Below are 24,097 nucleotides of genomic sequence, written 5' to 3'. Positions count from 1 at the left end.
TTGCAACCGTGGTGCGTCGAATCCTTGACCATCTCGGCCACGATCATGCAAATAGAATGACGCAACCTTAAGCCTCAATCAAGGCCATTCCGGGCTGGCAACCCATGACAAGTGGCTTCCGTCATTTTCTCTTGGCGTCAGGAATGAAGTCATTTTTCCTTGCACGTTCGAAGGCATGTTGTTAATCGCGGGACAGATCAAACGAACGCTACGTCATGGGTTGCGGGTTAGAAACGCGGACAACGGTTTCCGAGTCTGTTCGGGGATGACCGCGGGGTAGCCATACATGATCAGTCCGACAACTCGTTCGGAATCGGGATTGATGCCGACCAGTGGAAAGAAGTCCGGATGGCGTGTCACATCACCCGTCGACCATTTTGACCCGATCCCCCGTGACCACAGCGCCAGCGAGAGATTTTGCACGAAGCAACAACAGGCCGCGTAGTCTTCCTCATGCTGAAACGCATCGTTCGAACGGACGCAGGTCACGACGATCCAACCGGGGATTGCGGCCCAAACCTTGCGTTTGGATTCGGCTTCGGCGGAGCCCTTTTTCTTTTGGATCTCGGCGGAATTCAGCTCGACAACGCCGCGAGCCGTCTCGGGACCGAGCCAGTAGGCGCGCCAGGGTTCTGTTTTCTTGTGATTTGGAGCCCATCGCGCGAGATCAAGCGACGCTTCGACCAATTCCGGCGCAGGAACCTCTGGCCGAAACGCACCGATGGTGCGGCGCCCTCGAATCGTTTCATCGATTGTTGGAGTTGGATCGATGGCAGTCGTCATTCGTATTTCCTTGTTCGCTTTCGCTGTGATTTGTTTCTAGTTGCAGTCTTGGACGATCACGTTTCTAAAGGACGCTGGGCGATTGTGCGAGTGACATTTGTTCGGTAGAGCGTGCCTCCTTCGAGGCGCCGTGTCGCGTGACGAGGATCTTCACCTGTGACAGGCGCGCGACGCGTTGCGGATGTCTGCCATCGACATCGATCTATTTCCGGACAGCGTGGTGGTTTGTGTGGCGATTTGTGGCTCGCAATTGAGTTTTTTCCCATTGAGTGCCCACGACTTGCGGAATGGCACGAAGGTTGCGTTGATTCTGTGACGATCTTTTTGCACTGGCTGCGGGATGCGTGTGCGGGAAGTGGTCAGCAGGGGACATTCAAGGACTCGCATCCGACGATACGGAAAGCCGTAAAAATACGACGCTTACTTCCCTGATCGGCTTGTTGTATCTTAGAGAAATCGAACCGAGTTTCATCATCTGGAGTGCATGCCATGCCTACGTCATCTGCGTGGTCGCGATTTTGCCAATACCTGATTTCCGACCGCGAACTCGGGTTTTCACTGGATGTCAGTCGCGTCCGATTCGCCGAAAGCGAACTTGCTTCATTGTTTGCACGCATGACCGAAGCGCTGGACGCGATGCAGAAGCTCGAAGGTGGAGCAATCGCCAATCCCGACGAGAATCGGATGGTCGGCCATTATTGGTTGCGCGCGCCTCAACTCGCGCCGACACCAGAAATCACTGCCGAGATTCAGAGTACGCAGATGGCGATTCGCGAATTCGCGGATCAGGTCCACAGCGGAGCCATCGAAGGGGCCGAAGGGCGATTCCAGTTTCTGTTGCTCATCGGCATCGGTGGATCAGCGCTTGGCCCACAGTTTGTCGCACAGGCGTTGGGATCGCCGCTCGATCCAATCCTGCCGTTCTTCATCGACAACACCGATCCAGACGGAATCGACACGACTCTCGGGGAACTTGACGGACAATTGGGGCGAACTCTCGTCGTTGTGATTTCCAAATCGGGAGGGACACCCGAAACGCGCAATGGCATGCTTGAGGTTCAAAAGGCCTACGAAGGAGCCGGCTTGAGCTTCGCCGAACATGCGGTCGCCGTGACTCAGGCGGGCAGCAAGATGGATCAAACCGCCCAGAGCCAGAATTGGCTGAAGACGTTTCCGATGTGGGACTGGGTCGGTGGTCGGACATCCGTCTTGTCCGCAGTCGGCTTGCTGCCAGCCGCCCTGCAGGGGATCGGGATCATGGAATTATTGGACGGTGCCGCGTCGATGGACCGCCTGACTCGAATCACTGACCCGTGGAAGAATCCTGCGGCGCTGCTGGCCACGATGTGGTATCACATTGGCGACGGCGTTGGAGCGAAAGACATGGTGATCCTGCCATACAAGGATCGACTGTCATTGTTCAGCCGGTATCTGCAGCAACTGGTCATGGAGTCGTTGGGAAAAGAACTCGATCGCCAGGGAAAGACGGTTCATCAGGGGATCGCCGTCTATGGCAACAAGGGTTCGACGGATCAGCATGCCTATATCCAGCAGTTGCGTGACGGACTACCGAATTTCTTTGCGACCTTCATCGAGGTGCTGAAGGATCGCGAATTGCCATCCATGGACGTCGAACCAGGAATTACGGCGGGCGACTATTTGCACGGATTGATGCTCGGAACCCGCGAAGCCCTTCGCGAGAACCGACGTGATACGATCACGATCACCATCAATGCGGTTACCGCGCGCAGCGTCGGAGCGCTCATTGCCTTGTACGAACGTGCGGTTGGACTATACGCCGAACTGATCAACGTGAACGCCTATCATCAACCTGGGGTTGAGGCGGGCAAGAAAGCGGCGGCCGCCGTGTTGGAGCTTGAACTGAAGATCGTTGCTCACTTGAAATCGGTACCAGGGCCCCAGACGGCCGAGCAAATCTCAGAAGCCCTGTCCGTGGCGGATAACGTCGAATGGGTCTACAAGATTCTGCAGCATCTGGCGGCGAATCCCGACCGACAGATCATGAAGTCTGGAGGGGATGCTCCTGAGATGGAGACCTTCTACTACAAGAGTTGAGGGCCAACAATGACGGTTCATGGAGACGACGAGTGCACCAATGGCACTCGTCGTCTGATCTCCTCGCCTGCACGTTTCTGGTCCGCGACGCCTTAAGGGATGTCGATGGAGGTCGTGGGATTCGTCGCGGATTCGGTCTCGCCACGGAATCGATATCCAATTCCGCGAACTGTCTCGATCACTTCACCCAGTTCGCCTAACTTTTGTCTGAGCGAGCGGATGTGAACGTCGATCGTCCGTTCGAGAGCGTTTGCGTCTTCGCCTCGACAGTGGTCCATCAATTCATTACGACCGAACGGTCGTCCCGCGGCTCGCGCCAGGGCCCACAGCAACCGGAACTCGGTCGGGGTGAGATCAAGAATCTGACCTCGTGATTTGGCAATATGGTTGACCCGATCGACTTCAATTCCGTGAATGGAAACGAATTCACGCGACTGTTGATCGGTTGCGGTTCGTCTTAGCAGCGCTTTGATTCGATGAATTAGCGGCTTGACCTTGAATGGCTTGGTGACGTAGTCGTCTGCTCCCATATTGAAGCCCACGATTTCGTCGACTTCCTCGCTGCGTGCAGTCAGCATCAGGATGCGGATTCCGCGTGTCTTCGCATCGGCGCGCAGTTGGCGGCAGACCTCAAGTCCGTCGATGACTGGCAACATCAGGTCAAGCAAAATTACATCTGGCTCAGTGGCTCGCGCACGGCGGATGCCGTCTTGTCCGTCGCCCGAGACGGCGACTTCAAAGCCTTCGCGTTCCAGGTTGTAGACGAGCACTTCTTGCAGTGCTCGTTCGTCTTCGATAATCAAAATCTTCGTCTTGCTCATAGTTTCTCTAACACGACAGGCCCGTTGCGGGCAAGATGTTCAGCGCGGCGAAAGTCGCCGAGTGAAGGCCCGCAACATCACGGATTCACGGCACCTAGATGAACGGAACTTCAACGAGCCGTCGCGCGTTGTTCCAAGACAACGCGCGGGGCGCGATCAAACCGTCCGATCCTCGGTCCTCGTTTGGTCGACGTCTCCGGTGCGGCCTGATTGGCCGCGTTCGCAGCATTGAATGTGAGCGAAATTCACTTTGCGACAAGGTCACAAAGCCTATCGCCAGGTATCAAACAACGATTACGCCACTGTCGTAAATCGATTTCGGTGACGGATAATCTCACCTTGCACCAGGTAGACCACATCTTCGGCGATGTTCGTCGCGTGGTCCGCGATTCGTTCAATCTGTCGGGACGCCGAGAACAAATGCAATGCCGCTTCAACGGATGTTGGTTGAGTTTGCATCAACCGCTTCAATTCTTCGATGATTTCGCGGTTCAAGTTGTCGATCGATTCGTCCTGGACGCAGACCTCGCGCGCGGTGCGGACATCCAGGTGGACATAGGCGTCAATGCTGCGATGCAGCATGTCGAGAGCCTGACGCGACATATCCTTCAGATTGTCTGGTACGGTAATTTCGCCGCAACTGGCGATTCCACAGGCGCGCTCAGCGATGCTGACGCCCAAATCGGCCACGCGTTCCAGTTCCGCGCCGATCTTTAGCACGGTAGTGATCCGACGAAGGTCGATGGCGACCGGCTGGTGAAGGGCCAGTAGCTTTAGGCATTCCTCTTCGACCGCCACGTCCATCCGATCGATTTCGTCGTCGGTCGACATGATCTGGCGGGCGCGTTCATAGTTGGGTTTGTGCAGGGCATCGACGGCCGAATGAATCAGTTCTTCGACCTTGGCGCACATCGTCAGAATCATCCGATGCAGATGGTCTAAATCGCGAATCAAATGAATTGACATAGTGTATGTTCTCGCCATCTGCGATAGGGATTGGCTAGGGAAGCCAAATCGGGCCGCACGGCCATCGTGCTTCAACCGAACGTCATCCAAACCGTCCAGTGATGTAGTCTTCCGTTTCTTTCTGAGTCGGATTCGTGAACAATTGTCGTGTTTGTCCGACCTCCACAAGCCGTCCGGCACAGAAGAACGCCGTGACTTCACTGACACGGGCCGCTTGTTGCATATTATGAGTCACGATCACAATCGTGTAGTTCTGTTTCAGTTCAAAAATCAGATCTTCAATTCGGGCAGTGGATGCCGGATCGAGCGCCGAAGCGGGTTCATCCATCAGCAGGACTTCTGGGTTTGTCGCAAGGGCCCGTGCGATGCACAGACGCTGCTGCTGTCCACCTGACAGCGCCATCGCTGAATCTTTCAGGCGGTCTTTCACTTCATTCCACAGGGCCGACTGCTTCAGGCACCGCTCGACAATATTTTGCAATTCCGACTTTTGCGTCAGTCCGGCGATTCGTGGTCCAAACGCGATGTTGTCGAAAATCGATTTGGGAAATGGCGTCGATTTCTGAAAGACCATTCCCACGCGTTTTCGCAATGACACCACGTCCACGTCACGCGCATAGACGTCTTCCCCATCGAGCAGTACTTCGCCCGTGACGCGCGTTCCTTCCACAATGTCATTCATGCGATTCAGCGATCGCAGGTATGTGCTCTTTCCGCATCCCGAAGGACCGATCAACGCGGTGACCGCACGGCTCTGAATCCGCAGATTGATATCATGCAGGGCTTGTTTCGTTCCGTAGAAGAAACTCATCCCGCACGTTTCAATCTTCGGCACAGTCGACGTCGGCTCTCCGTTCGATGGCTGGCCCGCGACACCGCTATCGCGGGGGGGATCAACAAATTGCGTAAATCGCTTAACGAGTGCCATGGACTGAATTCGTATTTGAAGTTCAAGCAGTCGGCGACTTGCCTACCACCGGATTCTTTGCTGAAAACGCTGCCGGATGAAAATGGCGATTCCATTCACCGAGAGCAAACAACCCAGCAGGACCAGGATACCCGCCGCGGCAACATGTTCAAAGTTCTGATCTGCCTCGTTGATCCAACTGTAAATCTGAATTGGCAACGCGGTGAATCGATCAAATGGAGCCCGGAGTAACTTATCAGGATGCTGGACGACATCACCCACACCAGTGATTCGTCCCGGGGAATAACTCAGTTGTGCTGCGACGCCAATGACCATCAGTGGCGCGGCCTCACCGATCGCTCGTGAGAGCGACAGGATGACCCCCGTGAGGATTCCGGGCAAGGCGGCAGGAAGGACCTGATGCCAGATTGTTTGCCACTTCGTCGCACCCAGCGCATAGGCGGCATGACGTAACGACGCCGGCACGGATCGCAGTGCCTCTTGCGAGGCGATGATGATAATTGGCAAGCTCAAAAGGGCCAGCGTGCAGGCCCCCGAGAGGACAACGGGGCCGAGTGGCAACGGAATGTCGATGGGGGCGAAGAAGAACGGCTTGAGAGACAGCACCGTTTTCTCGCGGTCAAACATGCCGAACATCCGGGAAAACACCGTAAAGCCTAGAATGCCATAAACGATCGAGGGAACCCCAGCCAGGTTGGCGATGTTCAATTGGATCAATTTTGTCAGGCGCGTCGGCTTGGAATATTCTTCGAGATAAACCGCAGCGCCCACACCCAAGGGCACGGCCATCACCGTCGTCAAGCCGATCAACCAGAAGCTTCCCCACAACCCGCCAAGAATGCCTGCCTCAAGCGGATCATAAGAATTGTAGTGTGTGAGAAAGTTCCAAGTCAGCCAGCCCGACGTCTTTGACGGCGGGGGGGCATGAACGTCAGGAATCAATTCATTCGGAGGCTGCGGTTCGACTCCAATTTTGGAGAGCAGGACAGGAGAACCACCTGCAGATATCCGCTCGAGATCAAACACCGGCGCTTTGCGTTTGCCATCATGATCAAATCGAATCTGATCGTGCCGAATCTCGTCGGCAGAGAATTCTTTGACGGTTCGCTCTGGTTGATCCGTTCGCACGAATCGACCACCTAAGATGGCACGGACTCGAAATTTGATATCGATCTCGGGCGACTTGGCCTCCGTGTTCGCTGTGCCTGTTGCCGTCTGGCTGCCACCTGAAAGCGTGACCGGTGTCAGACCTTTTCCGCGGCCCGGACTGAAGGCCGTTGCGAGGATGGATCCGAGCAACATGACCAGGGTCGATAACGCGGCCAGGGTTGCGAGTCGGCAAAGCCATTCGAATCCCTTGCCCATCCGGTGTCGCCACACCAGACGACGTTCGTAGATTTCTCCGTGAAGGCTCATTGATAGACCTCACGAAATCGAGATAGCACCCACTGAGAAATTAGATTCATCATCATGGTAATGATGAAAAGCATCAGAGCTACGGCGTACAGGCTTTTTTCCTGGATCGAATTCGTCACCACTTCGCCTTGTGTGACCTCGACAATGAACGCGGTCATCGTTTGGATGTGCGTGAGTGGGTTAGCCGTGATGGTCGGAAAACCTGCAGACGCAATCGTCACGGCCATCGTTTCACCGATGCTACGGGAAAGTGCAAGTAGGAATGAAGCAAGAATACCGGACAGCGCCGCGGGAACGACGATTTTTGTACTGACGTCAAACTTCGTCGAACCCAGGGCATAGCCCGATTCGCGAAGGCTATTAGGCACGGACCGCAGCACGTCCTCGCTGAGCGACGCGACCATCGGAATGATCATCAGCCCGACGACGATGCCGCCACTTAAGGCGTTTTTCCCCAGGACCGTGAGGCCAAGTCCATCTTGGAAAATGGGGACGATCACCATCGGCGTCAAGAACCGCAAGGCAAAGTAACCGTAGACGACAGTCGGCACGCCCGCCAAGATTTCCAGCGCAGGCTTCACCCAGCGTCGCGATCTGGGAGAGGAATATTCGCTGAGGTAGACCGCAATCATCAACCCCATCGGCAGGCCGATCATCGCCGAAATCCCCGTGATCAACATCGTTCCACAAACCAGCGGCAATACGCCGAAGTGTTGCTGAGGGCCGTCTGACTGAGGCGTCCAACGAGTTTCCGTGAAGAATTCGTAGAAACTCACTTCCTGAAAGAAAGCCTTGTGGGGCGGAAACGCGAACAACGACTCGGTCACCAGCACATAGATGATGCTAAGCGTCGTCACGATCGACAGAAATGAGCAGAGGAAGAGCACCCCCTGGATGATCTGCTCGCGGACGCGCGTCCACGAAACCTTACGTCGTAGTGACGAGGTTTCTTCCGATCGAGTCGGTCCGCCGCTGAACACCAGAATAACCTTTTGAAAATCGAATACCGCGAAACGGTGCGATTCGACAAAGTCTTCGAACGGGATCGATTCTCAGGTACGCCGACTTGGCGACCTCAATCCCATTGCCGTGGGCTTGTTCCTTATTTCCCCTCGGTTTTTGTATGCGGTGCTGCCTCGCTCAAGCGCTTCTGCATCACCTGACGAACATCATCCCGGACAGGCACGAAGCCACGTTTTCGGATCAGTGGTTGGGCCTGATCCGAAAGAGCGTATGTCAAGAAGTCCACCACTTCGTGGCGTGCTTGCAATGACGACCGACTCGCGTACATGAACAAGGGGCGGGACAACGGCTTGTATTCACCACTGAGAATCGAATCATCCGTCGGAACGACTGCGGGCTCTGCACCCGCTGTTTCCGAAGTGGAAGGTGAAACGTTCAGCACTTTCAGTTTCTCGGTGTTTTCGACGTAATAGCCGTACGGAATGTATCCCAGCGAGAATTTGTTGCTCGCAACTCCGGTGACCAGAATATTGTCATCGGATGCGGGTGTGTACTGAAAGTTGCTGGCTTTTTTCTTGCCGTTGATCACTTCGGTAAAGTATTCGAATGTCCCGGAATCTGTATCGGCTCCATAAAGCTGAATGGGCTCCGCGGGCCAATCGGCGTTCAAATCTTTCCAGGTCTTGACCTGACTGTCAGGTTCCCACATCCGCTTCAATTGTCCGCAGGTGATTTCCGTGCACCATGTATTCTGTGGATTCACGACAATCACGATTCCATCGACGGCAATCGTCAGCTCGAGCCATTCAATCCCCTTGGATTTGAGTTCTTCGATTTCCTTCTCGTCAATGCCTCGCGAGGCGTTCCAGATATCGGCCTGACGATTCACGAACTTCTTGTAGCCACCCCCCGTTCCCTGACGGCCGACGCTGACTTTGTGCTTCGAGTTTCTTTCGAATTCGACAGCGAACGTCTGAGCGATGGGATAAACGGTGCTGGAGCCTTCGGCGCTGATTGTTTCGGACTCAGCGTTGCTGGGGGAGACTGATTTTGTTGCCGTCTCGCCAAGGCTTGTTGACGCGGTGGGGTTGTTTGGCGTCGTTTTGAGTTCGCAGCCGGCCAAAATTACGACGGTGACAACCATCCAGCGGGATGCGAGTCGACCGATATCACAAAACCTCATCCTGAAATCTCCGCCGGCGAAATTCTTCTCGTGTTGATGGTTGTCGTCGAAAACTTCTCCGTTTTCAAACGTCCCAAAGCACGCGAAGTGTAAACCGCCGATGTTAAGGTTTTGTGAAGAACAGATGTTGTTCATCCGAAGGGATCGACGTGAATGGCACTGAAAAGAGTGCTCGTTTTCGATGCAGAAGTCAAATCGATTCGACGATTCCGTCCCGAATGAGGGGGTGTGGCCGCAAAAACCTTGCGGCCACGAGTTGCGAACTCTCATCAGGCGTTCCACGAATTGCGCATCTGCCATTCGAGTCAGATGGTCGCAACTTTGGACGGATTGTTGCGACGACTAAGGCGAAACGTTCAGTGGCTGGTGATATTGCGCATTGAGTTTGTCGCAGGACCACAGCAATCCACGTGTCACCAGGTCCAGATACCGGGCATCGGCCACCGTTTCGGTGTTGTGCCCCAAAGTAGTACTGAAGACGCGCGCTTTTCCGAATTGGTTTGTCCAGGCCACAACGTAGTCGTCGACACCCTTTCCGGTGTCCTGGCGTCCACGTGCCAACGGTTTGGCCGCAGGAAACACCTTCAAGTTGTTGTAGAGCTCTTCGTTGATGGTCGTCCAGTTTTCGAGCGGCTTCGAAATGGCGTGCTCGCGATCGATGAACGTGATTTCGATCGGTTTTTGAGGACCATGCTTGGCGGATTGAATTCCGACGAATTCAAACCAGTCTTCTTTGCCTGGCAGGCGATAGCTGTGCATTGCGCAGTGCAGATTGACGGCGGGCAATCCGTTCTTGTGTGCATTTAGGATATTGTCGACGTAGGTCTGGTCGACCACGTCGGAGGTGCATTCGTCATGCAGCACGACGTCGTAGCCTTTGGCCCAGTTAGGGTCTTCATAAAGACTGAATCGAGCCTTGGTTGTTGTGTCGGCCGTATGCACTTGCGTGACTTCGACCATGGCTCGCGCTTCGATGCCCTTCTTCAAAATGTCTTTCTGGTTGCCATAATCATGGCAGCAGCCACCGGTGACCAGCAGCGCTTTCAATGGCTTGGGTTTCGCGTCCTGAGAGATGGCCGGTTGGGCGGCAATCAGGGTGACGAAGCCAAACATGAACAAGGCAAACGATCGAATCATGGATGCAGTTCCTCTCGGTAAGCGGTCTAGTGTCCAGCCAGAGTTGAACCGGACCTCGCCTGCGACGACGCACATCGTAACCAAGCCGCATCAAAGTCGCCTCGCACGGCCCGTTTTTTTTGGCCGCAGAGGTGAGTTGTCGTTCTGGGTTTTCTCAGTGTTCCAGTGCGTCCCGTTCCTCCGCTGGACCCACCCGAACGTTTGCGTACTTCGAGAGACCACACTGGAGGCGCGGGAGGCGCAGAGAACCAAGTGGGCTAGCCAAGTTGTTCGATCACGCGGGGGATCAGTTTGGCGAGTTTTTCGCCGCCGGTTGCCGCGTTGGCCAGGATTTTTGGGATATCGACCGGTTCGAGGTGATCGGGAAGGCACAGGTCGGTCACAACCGAAAATCCAAGGACTCTCATGCCGGCATGGACGGCGACCAGCACTTCCGGAACGGTGGACATGCCGACGACGTCTGCCCCCATCTGCTTGAGCATGCGATATTCTGCACGCGTTTCGAGGTTCGGGCCCGACACCGCGACAAAGACACCTTTATGGACGTGAATCCCCAGTTCCAGGGCCGACTTACGGGCCGTTTGAATCAGCGACTGGGTATACGGTTCGCACAAATCTGGCCAGCGCGGGCCAAGTCGATCATCGTTGACGCCACGCAGGGGATTATCCGGCATGAGGTTGATGTGGTCTTCGATCACGACGATATCTGCAAGGTCCAACTGCGGATTGATTCCGCCGGCGGCATTGGTCACCAGCAGATCTTTCGCTCCCAAATTCTTCATCACGCGAACGGGAAACGTGACTTGTTGCAGGCTGTAGCCTTCGTAGTAATGAAAGCGTCCTTCCATTGCGACGATGGGGGTGCCTCGCAGCGTCCCGCAGACGAGCCGCCCGGCGTGTGATTGAACCGTCGAGACTGGGAAGTGAGGGATCTCGGAGTAAGGGATCGTCGCTTCTTGCTCGATCTGCTCGGCCAGACCGCCGAGTCCGGTCCCCAGAATCAGTCCAACTTTGGGCGTCCCTTTCCAATGATTTCGAATCGACTGAGTCGCTTCTTCGATTTGAGCCCAAAGCCCATGCATAAGATTCACTCCCCTCTGCTTCAAAACGGAATTGCCGCACGACATGCAGACAACAAGCCACGACATTCAAGTCGTTTCGGCGGCGTTCGTAGCGGGCAAATGCAAACACCGGTCGGCAGAATCTGCTGACCGGTGCTCAGATTAATCATCGACATCCGCGACGCCCAGCGTCGGCGGACTTTTTCGAGTGGACGATCGCGTCTTGCACCCTGGAAGCGCGTCTTGAAAGACGGTTTCGTCAGAGGGTGGACGCGTCGATGCATGAATTCGACGGATTAATAGTCGTCATCATCATCGTCGTCGTCTTCGTCGTCATCATCATCCAGGTCATCATCGTCGTCGTAATCGTCATCTTCGTCTTCGAACTCCTCGTCGTCGAATTCATCGAAGTCGTCTTCGATTTCTTCATCTTCGTCAAGTTCATCGATATCGTCATCTTCTTCAAATTCATCATCGTCGCCGAAGCTCTCGTCGTCATCGCTTGGAGCGTCTTCGTCGTCGGCCATACGTGGAGCGGCGGTTACGCCGGCAACCGCGCTGGCGAACAGGACCGCTGGGGTGTTTGGCAGCCAAGCGGCCAGCGCATGTTCTTCTTCGAGCAAGACTCTGGTCATCGGAGCAAACCTCGGTACTTCGGAAATAAAGGACTTCGTGAACCCAATTTTAAATCAGTCACAATTTCGATCGATTCGGGAGAAGACTATCGCCGAGCGGATCGAACTGGACTGGCTAACAACCGCTTTCGTTCGTTCTTTTCAGGTCGACTGATTGCGAGAGAACCATTAATCGAGTTCTTTGGCAATGTCAAGCGGCGTCTTCGACCTAAACCAATTTCTGCGAGGATGATCGGATACGAGCGAGGTTGGGTTACGGAAATGAACTCGAAAGCGGCCTTTTTTTCAGAAAAACGAGTACCACAATCGTCGCAATTGTTATGAGCGAATTCTTCTATTCCCGGTCTTGGGCGAGGCCCAATCTCGGTGTTCGCGTTCAACGCGTTGAAGGGGCGGCCATGGCGGCGCGAAGCGGTGTGGATTCGCCGGGGATCAAGATCGGGTCTCGTACGGCAGGGCGCTTCGACAGGTAATACATGAACGGCAGGTTGACGATGAACAAAGCGATACTGATCCACTGAGAAATTGTCAGTGACGTTCCGAATTGTCCCCCTTCGTCCGCTCGCAAAAGTTCCATGCAGAAACGGGTGATCGGGTAGATGATCAAGGCGACCGCCAGTACTTCACCATTGCGACGCCGACGCGAAAAGTACCATGTCGTGAGTGCCGCAATCATGAAACCGTCGATCGAACTGTAGATCTGCGTCGGATGCAGTGCCGGGGTGCATAGGGCCGTTTCGTCGAGTTTGTGTTTTTCGACCATGGCCATGAACGCCATCGCTCCTTGAGGGAACTTGACGCCCCATGGCAGATCGGTTTGGGCGCCGTAGCAGCATCCGTACAAGAAGCATCCGATTCGTCCGAATCCAATCCCGACGAAGACCGATGGAACGATGATGTCGGCCAGTCCCAGCGGGCGAATGCGACGCAGGAAGCAGAATGAGAAATAGCCGGCGGCTCCCCCCAAGAGGGCTCCGTAGAGCACGATCCCGCCCTGCGATAAATTGACTGCGACGAATGGCCACTGCGCCAGCGGGACACCCGCGAATACGCGGTCGCCGTACTGTATTAAATAGAACAGGCGTGCTCCGACGATGCCTGGAATGAATAGCCACATTGCCAGGTCCCAGATCACTTCTTTCGACAGGCCTTCGCGTTCGGCTCGCCAGGCGGCCAGCGACGAAGCCGCCGTGAATCCGATGAACAGCATCAGTCCGTACCCAAAGATGGGGACACCGTCTTTGAATTGGGCAAACCCTTGCAAGCGTGGGATCCCGAATGCAATGGCTGCCGCGATTAATCCCCACGTCACAAGCCAAGAATGGTTTTGTGGCACCGCCGGATCGGCGCGATGTGCCGACCGATGTGACACGAACATCCAGACGCCGTAAAGTGCCCAGACAAAGAGCAGGATGCCAAACCCAAAGAATGGTACGCGTCCGAGCGGTCCCAGGTCCCAGGCAAGATCCAGCGGGATTCGATATAAAACCGGGTACATAATTTGACCTTCCCAGCTCAAATGCGTACGCCCACGTCGAAGTTGATTGCGCGAACGACAATCACGAGTCAGGCTGTAGCACCATATTATCAATCAGGCGCGTCTTTCCGACGCGTGCTGCCACAAGCGCCACCAGTTCCTGTCCCGCGCTTGTCACGTCTTCCAATGTTGTGCCATCAACAATCAACGCATACTCGACGGCCAACCCCTCAATGTTTGCCAGGCTGGCTGACAGAGTCGTTCGCAAGAGTTCAAGATCGCGTTCCCCTGCTTGAAATCTCTGCACGACCAACTTTAGTGAGCGAGAGATCGCCAGTCCCGTCGTTCGTTCGGCGGGCGACAGGTACGCATTCCGGCTGCTCATTGCCAACCCATCAGGATCCCGCAATGTCGGGCACACGATGACCTTGGTGGGAATGTTCAGGTCCCGTGTCATTGTGCGAATGACAAGTTGCTGCTGGTAATCCTTCTGTCCGAAATAGGCACGGTTTGCGCCGACGATCAAGAACAGTTTGGTGACGACGGTCGCGACGCCGCGAAAATGTCCTGGTCGAATGGCGCCTTCCAGGATCGTCGACAGGCCTTCAACATCAACGTACGTACGATAGCCCGGTGGATAGATTTCACCCGCCGTTGGATAGAATACGTAGTCCACGCCGGCATTGCCGCAGATCTGAAGATCCGTTTCGCGCGGTCGAGGATACCGGTTGAAATCTTCACTTGGGCCGAATTGCGTCGGATTGACGAAAATGCTGACGACGACAATGTCGCATTCGGCGCGGGCACGTTCCATCAGGCTGACGTGGCCCGCGTGCAGGGCTCCCATTGTAGGGACGAATCCAATTGATTTCCCCGCGCGCCGAACCAACGCAAGCTTTGGCACCAAACCAGCGATCGATTCGGCGACGTCAGGTGGCGTAGAATTCGAGGCAGTAGGCATTATGGAAACGCGTAGCCGGGGTTTTTCGGATTGAAATCAGCGTCAGTCAATTTCAAATTGGCCTGCAACTGGCTGTAGAAGTATTCTTCGACCACCGGTGGCTCTTTGTCGTTCTTTCCCGGAAATCCCAGTTGTTGAACTCCAATGGCGATCCCTGTTTCGTCTGAGACAAACAGGCGGGTCGTGTGGAATTTGAATTCTTTGAATTGCTGCGTGTGAATGGCTTCGTAAACGGTACAGACTTCGCCGGAAGGCAGCTTGGACGTCGGGCGCAGTTGTGTTTTGATGCCACTGAACTTGCCTTCCGCCTCCCACTGCTTGATGACCGTGGCCAGCATGTTTTTCAGGCCAATCTGCGTGACGGGATATTTATTCTCGGCCATCGCATCCGGTCCCGTGGGGACAATCTTGAACGTTCCCAGGAACGATTTCACACCGGCTTCGTGAACGAGCATGTTGTTCTCGTTCTGGCCCTTGACGTAGATCACCTCGCGGCCAGCATTCAGATCGATGAATTTTAGGTAGACACTGAAGGGGTCTTCTCGGAACTTCAAATTCATCGACGTTTTGATCATCTTCCCGCGAACGACTTCACGTTTCGAGAAAACGCACTTGTAGTCTTTGACGTCGTCCAGGGCATTGCGCGACTTGTACGCTACTTCCAGAAGTTTATACAGCGGGTGCGTTTCGTCGATCGGGGGCTTTTCAGTCTCGTCCGATTTTGTCGCAGCGGTCGGAAGGACCTCTTCATCGGCAGCCCAGATTGGCAGGGCCGTCGCATTGAAAGCGACCGCCACAAACATCAGCAATTTTGTTCGGATGGAAATCGAATGCATGGGGTTACATTCCTGGACTTTTGGATCGAATCTTCGGATCGAATCGTTCTCGGACGACGATGCACCGCTTGCGCGATGAGAATGAACAGGCGGCCCGGCAGATTGACGTCGAGACATTATCCGATGATCGGAAATCGAGCAAACCCAATTCCGCACGGCAACAAAATCGGAGCTGTTTGTAACCCCCGTTCTCGTTCGAGCAGCGTGCCGCCCTCTTGATTTCATCGCGCCGGTCCAGGGGGGCACATGGTCGCTTGATCGCCGAAGGATGCCTTGTGTGTTTTCATTATAAACTGGGCGCCCCTTATTTCGTGTTTGGACGATGGGAATTCAACGCTATGACGCAAAGGCGCAAAGAGGAGGGGAGAACGACAAATAACTCCGTCCTTTGCGCCCTGGCGCCTTTGCGACTTGGCGTTCCCTTTTTCCTGATTCGTTGGCGGATGCCCTCGTTCCCAACCTGTGCGACCTCGGTTCGAGGCACACGCTGGCTTCTAAAGGACAACGAGAACCCGCGTTTGAAAACGAGGAGAGGCGGATGAGGGAAATCCGCTTGAGACAATCTCTGCTGCGACCATTCCCTCTACTGCGACCATTCCGTCGGTTGGCGGACCCAACGGTGGGTTTCGAGGTTTTTCCGGAGATCCGCCGACAACGGGCCGGCGTCACTCGCCGCCATGTTTGCCTCGACGTTTCGAATCGAGCGCATGCCCGGGATGACGGTTCCCACAATTGGTTCGGAGAGTGTGAATCGCAGCGCCATTTCGGCCATGGTCATTCCGGTAGGGATCAGCGGACGCAGCGCTTCGGCACGGTCGACGCTGGCATGCAGGTTCTCGGGAACGAAATAGCTGTTCCGCCAGTCGCCTTCGGCCCACGTTGAGGACTTCGTCAGTGTTCCTGTCAGGGTCCCTTCGTCAAACGGCACGCGTGCAATGACACCCACGTCGTATTTTTGACAGGCGGGAAACAGTTCGTCCTCTGGGTTCTGATCGAAGATGTTGTAGATGACCTGAACGCAGTCGATCAGCCCACTTTTAACCGCTTCCACACCATTCCAGGGTTCCCATCGATTTTGGCTAATTCCGATCGACGAGAAGAGGCCTTGTGACTTGAGGTCCGACATCGTGTGGTACCAGCGGTCGTCCTTAAGCCACGAGTCTTCCCACGTATGGAACTGCATCAGATCGAATGACGACAGGCCGGAATTTTTCAGGCTGTCGGTGACATATTGTTCGATGTGACCCGGAGGGAAGCAATCTTCGAGCGAAAACTCGCGTAGGCTGGGCCATTTGAAGTTTTTGGGAGGAATTTTGGTCGCAGTGAAGAGCTTGCGATCGGGAAAATCGCGAACAAGGTCACCCAGAATTCCCTCACTTTTTCCGGCGCCGTAACCCCATGCGGTATCGAAGAAGTTACAGCCGAGCGCCACCGAGCGCCGCAAAGCCCGATTGACTTCTTCGAGGTCAGAACCTGTCCATCCGGCCATCCCCCACATTCCATAGCCGACTTCGCTGACCATCCAGTTTGTTCGCCCTAATCGTCGATATTTCATGTTTGGACTTTTGCTCCTATTGGGTCACTTGCGTGGTACGAGCGGAACGGGTTGGGATGGAGTACGGGGCAGGACAAGGTGTCAATCATGCGCCTGGGGCGAGCAACACGGCCATTCACCTGCACGCAAGCGGGCGGACACCTTTGCATCGAAGTTGATAACTCGTGCCGCGTACGGTGTCCAGCACGCAGAATCGTGATCTTTTGATCGGCGGATTCCGATTCGTCAGGACGGTTGACTGTTCGAGTTAGTCCGCATTCGATTTGCGACCAGGCGACTTCGGATTCTGGCAATTCGTTTGCCGACACAGTTGCGGTGATCGTTTGCGGATGTTTCTACTGACCGGGTGTTTTCGAACGACGTTCGCTTCCCGAAGTGCCCTTGAACGGTTGTCAGAGGGGCTCTCATTCTGTCCAAGACTACAGACGAAGGATCCGTCATGCTCCGCCAGAATCGAACGAATCCGACGCGGCGGATTTGTGTGGTGCTGTTGTTATTCACGTGCACATTGCCGCTGACGTCTTGCCGGGACGCGATTCAAGGGCTGCAGAGCCCATCGAGTGGCTGGTCTGACGAGAGCGATGAGGGGCTTCCGCCGAGTGGCAAGAGGGTCATCGAACCAGGCTCACCCGAGGTCACGGGTTACGATGCGATTGTGGTGGGAAGCGGGATTTCGGGGCTTTGTACCGCCTTGGAGCTGGCCCGAAGTCACGTCCATGTCTGTCTGATCGAAATGTCGTCGGTCTATGGCGGCCATGCGGTCATGTCGCAAGGGGCGGTCAGCATCGTCGGGACTCCCGTACAGGCGGCCAAGGGGATTGTGGATTCTCCCGAACTTGCCTATCAGGATTTCGTTCGGTTTGGCGAGGACGCCGAGCCGGAATGGGTTAAGTATTACGTTGAGAATTCGCGAGCCGAGATCTTCGATTGGATCACGGATCTGGGAGTCCGATTCGACGAACTCAGTTCATCGCCGGGCAATTCGGTTGAGCGCGAGCATCAACCGTCCGGTCGCGGCCTGGGGCTGGTGACTCCGATCTACCGTGAATGCTTGGAACACCACAATCTCGTCTTTGTGTGGAACACCAAGGTCGAAAGCCTTGTCATTCGCGACAGCCGTGTCACGGGGGTCATGGGGCGGAATCTGAGGACAGGCCAAACACATCATTTCGCGGCGAAGCATATTGTGCTCGCCACCGGAGGTTTTCAGAGCAACTTGGAAATGGTTCGCGAATTCTGGCCAGCCGAGTTTCGTTTTCCCGATCGGATTCTCGTTGGTTCGGGACGCAATTCTGTGGGGCAGGGGCACCGTCTCGCGGAAACCGCAGGGGGCGAGCTTGTGAAGATGGACCACCAATGGAATTACTTCACCGGGATTCCTGATCCTCGCTATCCAGGCACCAATCGAGGTCTGAGCGCCGCGAATATGTTTGGAATGATCGTCAATTCGGAAGGGCAACAGTTTGCCAACCTCTGGGGGTGGGCGAAAGAGGTCATGCCCAAGTTGCTGGCGCAGAAACAGGCGACGTTGTGGTTCGTGTTTGACGAAGCCACGAAGCCAAAGTTCGTCGTGTCTGGCTCGGATTGGGTGGACTTCAAAAAGGTGGACGCACAGATACTACAGAACCCAGAGCTCGTGAAGTCGGCCGGGACGCTCGAGGAACTGGCGAAAAAAACGGGGTTGCCAAGCGAGAATCTCGTTGAAACGGTGCGTCGATACAACGAACTGGTCGACAAGGGGAATGACGACGATTTTCAGCGATTTGGTCCTGGGCGTCCTGCATACGCCAACAACGCGTCACCACGACTGTCGACGCCACCCTATTACGCGATGCAAGCGTTTCCTTTGACGCGAAAAAGCATGGGCGGCGTCGCCATCAATCTCGAGTGTCAGGTGCTGGATCACCGGCAACAGCCGATTCCTGGGCTTTATGCCGTCGGAGAACTGACGGGTCTGGGCGGCATCAATGGCAAGGCGGCACTTGAGGGCACGTTCCTGGGTCCTTGCATCGTCACCGGCCGGGTTGCCGCGCGTTCCATTCTCACCGACCTCAAACAGGCCTCAAACAGCTCATTTCATGACTCGGTCCGCTGCTCCAGTTGTCATGATCTGGCTGCCGATCTGGCCAAGTCGCGGCCCAGCTACTGGCACTTCGAACATGTGCATCGCATCGTGATTGAACGCAATACCGATTGCCGGCAGTGCCACGCAGAATTGACACCCTTCCGTAAGGAAGGGCATCGAATCAATCCGCAGGCCATCGCCAACTCGTGCGTCAACTGTCATGTCGCGCGCGAGTAACCGTTCTTGCTCCCAAGGCATTGGACAATCTTGTCTCTGCGGCGCCTGGTGCGTCAGGGCTTCAAATACGGGTCGGTTGGCAGGGGCTGGACGAGCACCGCGCTGGAAGCCCCGAGATTCGGCAATTCCCTTTGCTCGTGGCCCCGCGAAGGTCTAGATATGCCACTCGAAGGTCCAGATATGAGCGTGCGTTACTTTGATTTCGGTACAGCGGGCAGCGCAGAGACTCCTTTGAGTGCACCGTCGACGATCGTCTGGCCGAAGGTCTCGCCGTAGAAGCTGACACTCGTCTCATAGCCGCCGTGCCGATATTCGGGAGCGGAAAGAATGTATCCGTCCCATTCGTCCGCGATCCCACCGATGACCGGATAGGCGGCTCCGGTTTGCTGAGCCGCGCGCTGTTTGATCGTTCGTCCCAGTTCCGCCACCATCTCGCCCGGAACGCCAATCAACAGTAGATCGCCCAGACGCAGTGTCACGCTGGCCGTCTTGCGCGGATACATCTTGGGCAGCATTTCCTTCAGGAGTTCTTCGGTTAAGCCATATTCCTTACCACCTGTTTCCTTGAATCGAGGGTGCCAACTGTTGGGCGGCAGATCAAACTCTTCGCGATGAAACTCAAAGACGACCTCTCGCTGGGTTTCGACTTTCGAAAAGATTTGTCCTGCCACGACGCCGAGTTCCGTTCCATACCGGATCATCTTTTCCCAGCGACTTGTTCCGGAATCGGGGCGTGCGACGACAGACTGATCTCCCTCGGCCCCGTTGTAGTACATGACGGTCGTCGACGAACCGATTAACGATTCGAGAGTCGTTTGCAGTTGTCCGGGCCAGTCCCCCGAAAACTCCATTTGCTCGGAGCTTAGGAACGTCGGATGCGCTGTGAAGTTGACTAGAACCGCGAGCGATTTTCCGTCAAGGGCGTCGATTCGCGTCATCGTCAGATCTTCTTCCTTCAATCCATCCTGGTTGCGACGATTGCGGTTCCAGCCGGGAAGGGCCTGACTGGCGGTTCCGACTCGAACCGGGACAAGGTGTTCTCCCGACTTGCGGATCGCTTCGGCAAATTTCTCGATTAGAAATCGATGCACGGGTTGACTGTAGATTCCCACCTGTGGAATTTTGAACGTGTTGCCAGGGTGGAATGCATTGATCTCGACGCTCGTATGAGAATGGCTGGGCAGCAGAATCAGATTTCCCAATGTGAACTGCGGATCGTTTAACTCTTTGACGATTTCCCGCTTGAAGGTGGGCGGGAATCCCAGCATATCCGCAGTGACGACGACAAACTTTCGCGGCCCGTCGTCGAGCGTCAGGGCCTTGGCGAAGATCCGGTCATGAACTCCGGTCGCCGGTTTGTTCATTCGATCGCCATAACCGCCTAAGGGGGCGTTCAATGAAAGCGGCGGGGTAATGTCGACTCGGACGACACCCGCTCGAAGTTCGGCGGACTGAATCTCTCGTTGCACACAACAGGAAATCAGTAACGGCAGTACGACGCATGCGATTCTCATAGATCACTTTCGCCAGAGGGCCTCGATCCGATCGAACTTGTATTTCTCGTTATCCGTTGCCACCAACATCTTGTCCGCGCGGACGAAAGGCATCAATCAACATGGATGCCAAAACGAGCGGAAAATTCCTTTGCAGCGTTGCCGATACCACCGAATCATGTTGCGGAATCCCCCTGTTTTGGCGTTCATCCATCAGTTCTCGGGGTTGGAGAGTGACTCGTAGAGGAATGCGTCGATGCGATCTCAGGGGCTTCTACTTCGAGTTCCCCGCGTAATCGGTTCGGTTTTCGCAATGGAATTTGCGTGAACACTTGCAGTTCAACAATCCGGCTCAGGATATTACCGAACGAATGCGATGGGGGCCTCGTAGGACTCGCGTCGGAACGCGCAATCCGACACAATCCGTTCGCAAGAGGGAATTGCCACGAAATTTGGTGGCGCGTAAATCAGATTCAGGAGCTGTCGGGATGAGACTCAAAGGTAAGAATGCGTTGGTGACTGGGGCTTCACGCGGGATTGGACGCGGTTGCGCCCTGGAAATGGCACGCGCGGGTGCAAACGTGGCGATCAACTACTACTCACATCCGGATGAAGCAGAAGAGGTCGCGAAGGAAGTCCGGTCACTCGGCGGCAAGGCCATCATCCTGCAAGGTGACGTTTCGAATCGCGTTCGCGTCGAAGAGATGGTCGACGAAACCGTCAAGGCGTTCGGATCGATTGACCTGTTTGTTTCCAACGCCGTCTACAGCGATCGCCAACTGATGATCGAAGCCGATCTCGCTGGGTTCGAACGCACGATCAATGTTGGCATGTGGGGTGCGTTCTACGGACTGCGAGCCGCGGCCATCCAGATGGTCAAGCAGAAGAGCGGTGGCTCGATCGCCATTATCAGCTCGCCCCATGCGATTCTCGCGATTCCCAGTTCGATGGCCTACAACATGGCGAAGGCGGCAATCGATCACATGGCACGCACCGCCGCCATTGAATTGGCCGAACACAAGATTCGCGTGAATATCGTCCATCCCGGCTGGATCGATACGCCAGGCGAACGCAAGTTCTTCACTGAAGAGCAACTCGTCGAAGGCGCGAAGACGCTGCCTTGGAAGCGTTTGGGGCGTCCCGAAGAAATCGGCAAGGGTGTTGTTTACATGCTGAGCGACGATGCGGACTATATGACGGGAAGCACGCTGGCCATCGAAGGGGGCGTCGGCCTTCCTTGGTGGTCGAATCGTGACGAGGGGGCCATGTAGTTCGAAGCTGCCAGTGGGGCGAGTCTGGCCGGACTCGCCCCGACAGGTTCGGGCTGAGTCGGTTGGAGTCATGAAATCCTGACCTGTGCGTGATCCGGACTTCGCTTGAGCGAGACTGCGAAAGTTGTCTTGATCTCTCAAATGTGTCGATCGAACAAAGAATTTCGTCTATGCCCGCCAAATACGTCATCGGAATCGACTTGGGAACCACCAACAGCGCGTTGGCGTACGCACCCCTGGGTGTCGACAAGCCCGAGGTCCAACTGTTGCCCATTCCGCAACTGGTGGCACCTGGAATGGTGGAGAATCGCCAACTACTTCCTTCGTTCTTGTATCTGGCGAGCAAGCACGAAGGATCAACGGGGGCCTATGACATTCCCTGGGCGCAGGGACGGGATTTCGCCGTCGGTGAAATGGCGCTGCGTCAATCGGCCGAACTTCCTGATCGCACGGTGAGTGCCGCGAAATCCTGGCTATGCCATAGTCGTGTTGACCGGCATCAGGCGATCCTACCCTGGAACGCGGGCGACGACATTCCCAAGGTTTCGCCCGTAACAGCATCGCGGCGGTATCTCGAACATCTGATCGCCGCCTGGGAGACCGCTCATCCCGACGCCTTAATGGCCGATCAGCAGGTCATTCTGACGGTTCCCGCGTCGTTCGATGCGAGTGCCCGGGAATTGACCCGAGAAGCGGCATCCGCGGCGGGGCTACCCGATGCGATGATCCTTTTAGAAGAACCGCAATCTGCTGTTTACGCCTGGTTGACGACGATCGGGGAACGCTGGCGCAAAGTTTTAAAGGTCAACGACACACTGCTCGTGTGTGATGTTGGCGGTGGCACGACCGACCTGACCTTGGTGCGAGTGACTGAAGAAGAAGGCGAACTGACGCTGAAACGCGTTGCGGTGGGAAACCACCTGCTCGTCGGTGGCGACAACATGGACCTGGCACTGGCTCACCATGTCGCGGGATTGTTTGCCAAAAAGGGAGTCAACCTCGATCCGTGGCAATCAGTATCACTCTGGCACTCGTGCCGTCAGGCTAAAGAAGTGCTGCTCACCGCCGATGGGCCAAAGAAGCATCCAATCTCGGTTTTGGGTCGTGGTAGCAAACTGATTGGCGGGACAGTCACCGTCGACGTGGCAAAAGAAGTCACCCTGCAGTTACTGGCCGATGGCTTTTTTCCCGCCTGCAAAGTGGAAGACAAGCCCGCTCGCAATCGAGCGTCTGGATTCCAGGAAGTTGGTTTGCCTTACGAGGCCGATGCCGCAATCACCAAACATCTTGCCTCATTCTTGCAGAGCCACGGCAGCGATGAAGGGCCCGCTCGGCCGACGCATGTGCTGTTTAATGGTGGCGTGTTCAAAGCCGATCCGTTTCGAACCCGGCTGCTCGACGCGTTGAAATCCTGGTTCCCTGAACAGCCGCCTCAGATCCTGGAAGGTGTCCACGATCTCGACCATGCGGTTGCTCGTGGCGCGGCCTACTACGGCTGGGCCAAGGAAAAAGGCGGGGTACGGATCAGAGGTGGAACGGCGCGCAGTTACTACATTGGGATCGAAACCGCGGGGTTGGCAATTCCCGGTGCGCCACGGCCCCTGCGTGCCCTGTGCGTTGTCCCGTTTGGGATGGAAGAGGGTACGGAAGTCGAAGTTCCGTCCGACGCCATTGGATTGATCGTTGGACAACCCGCGCATTTCCGCTTCTTCAGTTCCGCCACACGAAAAGACGATTCCCCCGGTGTCCGATTGCAACGCTGGACGGACGATGAAATTGTGGAAACCGATTCACTTGAAGCAACGCTGGCCAAAGACGACGCCATCGATGATCACTACGTTCCGGTCCAGTTCCATACGCGGCTAACGGAACTGGGGGTCTTGGAACTGTGGTGCGTCAGCACACGTGGAAGCGGTCGTTGGAAACTGGAATTCAGTGTCCGCGAAGACGTCGAAGGTCAATGAGCCGAATTTCTCGATGTTTCCCATGAGGAGTTTCGGCCGGAACTTTGTACGTCTGGGCTGCACCGTGGCAAGAGTAAGTCGTCGTTTGCGGGCCAGAGGGGGGGCGCCCCATGTTTATCAGCCTAGGATTGCTTGGATGCGGATGCCTCAAGTGGCCTCTCACATTTTCCGCGATGAAAATGCGTTCGGTCCCAACCCTTGAACTGTTACCAAGGGTTATCACAAGCTAACGGGTGCGATGTTTTGGACGTGATCCCTGTTAAATTCTG

The 24,097-nt window shown here is 55.5% G+C and carries 19 protein-coding genes; 4 read left to right on the top strand and 15 right to left on the bottom strand.

Annotation, left to right across the window (positions count from 1 at the left end; genetic code table 11):
• Positions 1-213 precede the first annotated feature (213 nt).
• On the bottom strand, positions 214-783 hold the full coding sequence (locus OSO_RS0112380; protein WP_010583636.1) for a nitroreductase family protein: 570 nt from the start codon (positions 781-783) through the stop codon (positions 214-216).
• 489 nt (positions 784-1,272) lie between these two features.
• Here OSO_RS0112380 and OSO_RS0112370 point away from each other — a divergent pair, with 489 nt between their 5' ends.
• Positions 1,273-2,859, top strand: coding sequence for a glucose-6-phosphate isomerase (locus tag OSO_RS0112370; RefSeq protein WP_010583635.1), 1,587 nt, complete (start codon positions 1,273-1,275; stop codon positions 2,857-2,859).
• A 92-nt stretch (positions 2,860-2,951) separates the two neighbouring features.
• On the opposite strand, the gene OSO_RS0112365 is transcribed toward OSO_RS0112370, so the two are convergent.
• The 13 genes from OSO_RS0112365 to OSO_RS0112285 all read right to left on the bottom strand — a co-directional run bounded on the left by OSO_RS0112365 (position 2,952) and on the right by OSO_RS0112285 (position 16,798).
• The gene (locus OSO_RS0112365) at positions 2,952-3,680 is read right to left on the bottom strand and encodes a response regulator (RefSeq protein WP_010583634.1); all 729 of its coding nucleotides are present in this window, start codon (positions 3,678-3,680) and stop codon (positions 2,952-2,954) included.
• A 294-nt stretch (positions 3,681-3,974) separates the two neighbouring features.
• Positions 3,975-4,646: a phosphate signaling complex protein PhoU gene (phoU, locus tag OSO_RS0112355; protein ID WP_010583632.1), complete on the bottom strand. Its 672-nt coding sequence runs from the start codon at positions 4,644-4,646 to the stop codon at positions 3,975-3,977.
• A gap of 82 nt (positions 4,647-4,728) precedes the next feature.
• Positions 4,729-5,574: a phosphate ABC transporter ATP-binding protein PstB gene (gene pstB / locus OSO_RS0112350; protein WP_010583631.1), complete on the bottom strand. Its 846-nt coding sequence runs from the start codon at positions 5,572-5,574 to the stop codon at positions 4,729-4,731.
• 42 nt (positions 5,575-5,616) lie between these two features.
• Positions 5,617-6,990, bottom strand: coding sequence for a phosphate ABC transporter permease PstA (gene pstA / locus OSO_RS47860; RefSeq protein ID WP_010583630.1), 1,374 nt, complete (start codon positions 6,988-6,990; stop codon positions 5,617-5,619).
• Positions 6,987-7,970: a phosphate ABC transporter permease subunit PstC gene (gene pstC / locus OSO_RS0112340; RefSeq protein ID WP_010583629.1), complete on the bottom strand. Its 984-nt coding sequence runs from the start codon at positions 7,968-7,970 to the stop codon at positions 6,987-6,989. The genes pstA and pstC overlap by 4 nt, the downstream gene beginning before the upstream one ends.
• A 122-nt stretch (positions 7,971-8,092) precedes the next feature.
• Positions 8,093-9,136, bottom strand: a complete 1,044-nt coding sequence (locus OSO_RS43245) for a PstS family phosphate ABC transporter substrate-binding protein (RefSeq protein ID WP_040592273.1) — start codon at positions 9,134-9,136, stop codon at positions 8,093-8,095.
• Between the two features lie 342 nt (positions 9,137-9,478).
• On the bottom strand, positions 9,479-10,273 hold the full coding sequence (locus OSO_RS0112330) for a ThuA domain-containing protein (RefSeq protein WP_010583627.1): 795 nt from the start codon (positions 10,271-10,273) through the stop codon (positions 9,479-9,481).
• Between the two features lie 257 nt (positions 10,274-10,530).
• The gene (locus tag OSO_RS0112325) at positions 10,531-11,355 is read right to left on the bottom strand and encodes a purine-nucleoside phosphorylase (RefSeq protein WP_010583626.1); all 825 of its coding nucleotides are present in this window, start codon (positions 11,353-11,355) and stop codon (positions 10,531-10,533) included.
• Between the two features lie 275 nt (positions 11,356-11,630).
• Positions 11,631-11,969 carry a hypothetical protein gene (locus OSO_RS51600; RefSeq protein ID WP_010583624.1) on the bottom strand — a complete coding sequence of 113 codons (339 nt, stop codon included), beginning with the start codon at positions 11,967-11,969 and terminating at the stop codon, positions 11,631-11,633.
• A 376-nt stretch (positions 11,970-12,345) separates the two neighbouring features.
• On the bottom strand, positions 12,346-13,467 hold the full coding sequence (locus OSO_RS43235; protein ID WP_010583623.1) for a prolipoprotein diacylglyceryl transferase: 1,122 nt from the start codon (positions 13,465-13,467) through the stop codon (positions 12,346-12,348).
• A 61-nt stretch (positions 13,468-13,528) separates the two neighbouring features.
• Entirely contained in the window at positions 13,529-14,407 is an 879-nt protein-coding gene (gene panC / locus OSO_RS0112300) for a pantoate--beta-alanine ligase (protein WP_010583622.1), read from the bottom strand.
• The gene (locus tag OSO_RS0112295) at positions 14,407-15,243 is read right to left on the bottom strand and encodes a DUF1571 domain-containing protein (protein WP_010583621.1); all 837 of its coding nucleotides are present in this window, start codon (positions 15,241-15,243) and stop codon (positions 14,407-14,409) included. The genes panC and OSO_RS0112295 overlap by 1 nt, the downstream gene beginning before the upstream one ends.
• Positions 15,244-15,826: 583 nt before the next feature.
• Positions 15,827-16,798: an aldo/keto reductase gene (locus OSO_RS0112285; RefSeq protein ID WP_010583620.1), complete on the bottom strand. Its 972-nt coding sequence runs from the start codon at positions 16,796-16,798 to the stop codon at positions 15,827-15,829.
• Between the two features lie 439 nt (positions 16,799-17,237).
• Here OSO_RS0112285 and OSO_RS0112280 point away from each other — a divergent pair, with 439 nt between their 5' ends.
• Complete coding sequence (locus tag OSO_RS0112280) at positions 17,238-19,100, top strand: FAD-dependent oxidoreductase (RefSeq protein WP_010583619.1); 1,863 nt, start codon at positions 17,238-17,240, stop codon at positions 19,098-19,100.
• A 191-nt stretch (positions 19,101-19,291) separates the two neighbouring features.
• On the opposite strand, the gene OSO_RS0112275 is transcribed toward OSO_RS0112280, so the two are convergent.
• The gene (locus OSO_RS0112275) at positions 19,292-20,614 is read right to left on the bottom strand and encodes a neutral/alkaline non-lysosomal ceramidase N-terminal domain-containing protein (protein ID WP_010583618.1); all 1,323 of its coding nucleotides are present in this window, start codon (positions 20,612-20,614) and stop codon (positions 19,292-19,294) included.
• A 467-nt stretch (positions 20,615-21,081) separates the two neighbouring features.
• Between OSO_RS0112275 and OSO_RS0112265 the strand changes: the two genes are divergently transcribed.
• Positions 21,082-21,864, top strand: a complete 783-nt coding sequence (locus tag OSO_RS0112265) for an SDR family NAD(P)-dependent oxidoreductase (protein ID WP_040592266.1) — start codon at positions 21,082-21,084, stop codon at positions 21,862-21,864.
• A 170-nt stretch (positions 21,865-22,034) separates the two neighbouring features.
• Positions 22,035-23,828, top strand: a complete 1,794-nt coding sequence (locus OSO_RS0112260) for an Hsp70 family protein (protein WP_010583616.1) — start codon at positions 22,035-22,037, stop codon at positions 23,826-23,828.
• The last annotated feature ends 269 nt before the right edge of the window (positions 23,829-24,097 follow it).

The organism is Schlesneria paludicola DSM 18645 (assembly GCF_000255655.1).
Lineage (GTDB): Bacteria > Planctomycetota > Planctomycetia > Planctomycetales > Planctomycetaceae > Schlesneria > Schlesneria paludicola.
This window is presented reverse-complemented; position numbering and strand designations above follow the sequence as displayed.

Excerpts from the sequence above, each read along its gene's own strand:
- OSO_RS51600 (WP_010583624.1), bottom strand. The coding sequence starts at position 11,969 with ATGACCAGAGTCTTGCTCGAAGAAGAACATGCGCTGGCCGCTTGGCTG.
- panC (WP_010583622.1), bottom strand. The coding sequence starts at position 14,407 with ATGCCTACTGCCTCGAATTCTACGCCACCTGACGTCGCCGAATCGATC.
- pstA (WP_010583630.1), bottom strand. The coding sequence starts at position 6,990 with ATGAGCCTTCACGGAGAAATCTACGAACGTCGTCTGGTGTGGCGACAC.
- OSO_RS0112280 (WP_010583619.1), top strand. The coding sequence starts at position 17,238 with ATGCTCCGCCAGAATCGAACGAATCCGACGCGGCGGATTTGTGTGGTG.
- OSO_RS0112285 (WP_010583620.1), bottom strand. The coding sequence starts at position 16,798 with ATGAAATATCGACGATTAGGGCGAACAAACTGGATGGTCAGCGAAGTC.
- OSO_RS0112275 (WP_010583618.1), bottom strand. The coding sequence starts at position 20,614 with ATGAGAATCGCATGCGTCGTACTGCCGTTACTGATTTCCTGTTGTGTG.
- OSO_RS0112265 (WP_040592266.1), top strand. The coding sequence starts at position 21,082 with ATGAGACTCAAAGGTAAGAATGCGTTGGTGACTGGGGCTTCACGCGGG.
- OSO_RS0112370 (WP_010583635.1), top strand. The coding sequence starts at position 1,273 with ATGCCTACGTCATCTGCGTGGTCGCGATTTTGCCAATACCTGATTTCC.
- OSO_RS0112295 (WP_010583621.1), bottom strand. The coding sequence starts at position 15,243 with ATGCATTCGATTTCCATCCGAACAAAATTGCTGATGTTTGTGGCGGTC.
- OSO_RS43245 (WP_040592273.1), bottom strand. The coding sequence starts at position 9,136 with ATGAGGTTTTGTGATATCGGTCGACTCGCATCCCGCTGGATGGTTGTC.
- OSO_RS0112260 (WP_010583616.1), top strand. The coding sequence starts at position 22,035 with ATGCCCGCCAAATACGTCATCGGAATCGACTTGGGAACCACCAACAGC.
- OSO_RS43235 (WP_010583623.1), bottom strand. The coding sequence starts at position 13,467 with ATGTACCCGGTTTTATATCGAATCCCGCTGGATCTTGCCTGGGACCTG.
- phoU (WP_010583632.1), bottom strand. The coding sequence starts at position 4,646 with ATGTCAATTCATTTGATTCGCGATTTAGACCATCTGCATCGGATGATT.
- OSO_RS0112365 (WP_010583634.1), bottom strand. The coding sequence starts at position 3,680 with ATGAGCAAGACGAAGATTTTGATTATCGAAGACGAACGAGCACTGCAA.
- OSO_RS0112330 (WP_010583627.1), bottom strand. The coding sequence starts at position 10,273 with ATGATTCGATCGTTTGCCTTGTTCATGTTTGGCTTCGTCACCCTGATT.
- pstB (WP_010583631.1), bottom strand. The coding sequence starts at position 5,574 with ATGGCACTCGTTAAGCGATTTACGCAATTTGTTGATCCCCCCCGCGAT.
- OSO_RS0112325 (WP_010583626.1), bottom strand. The coding sequence starts at position 11,355 with ATGCATGGGCTTTGGGCTCAAATCGAAGAAGCGACTCAGTCGATTCGA.
- OSO_RS0112380 (WP_010583636.1), bottom strand. The coding sequence starts at position 783 with ATGACGACTGCCATCGATCCAACTCCAACAATCGATGAAACGATTCGA.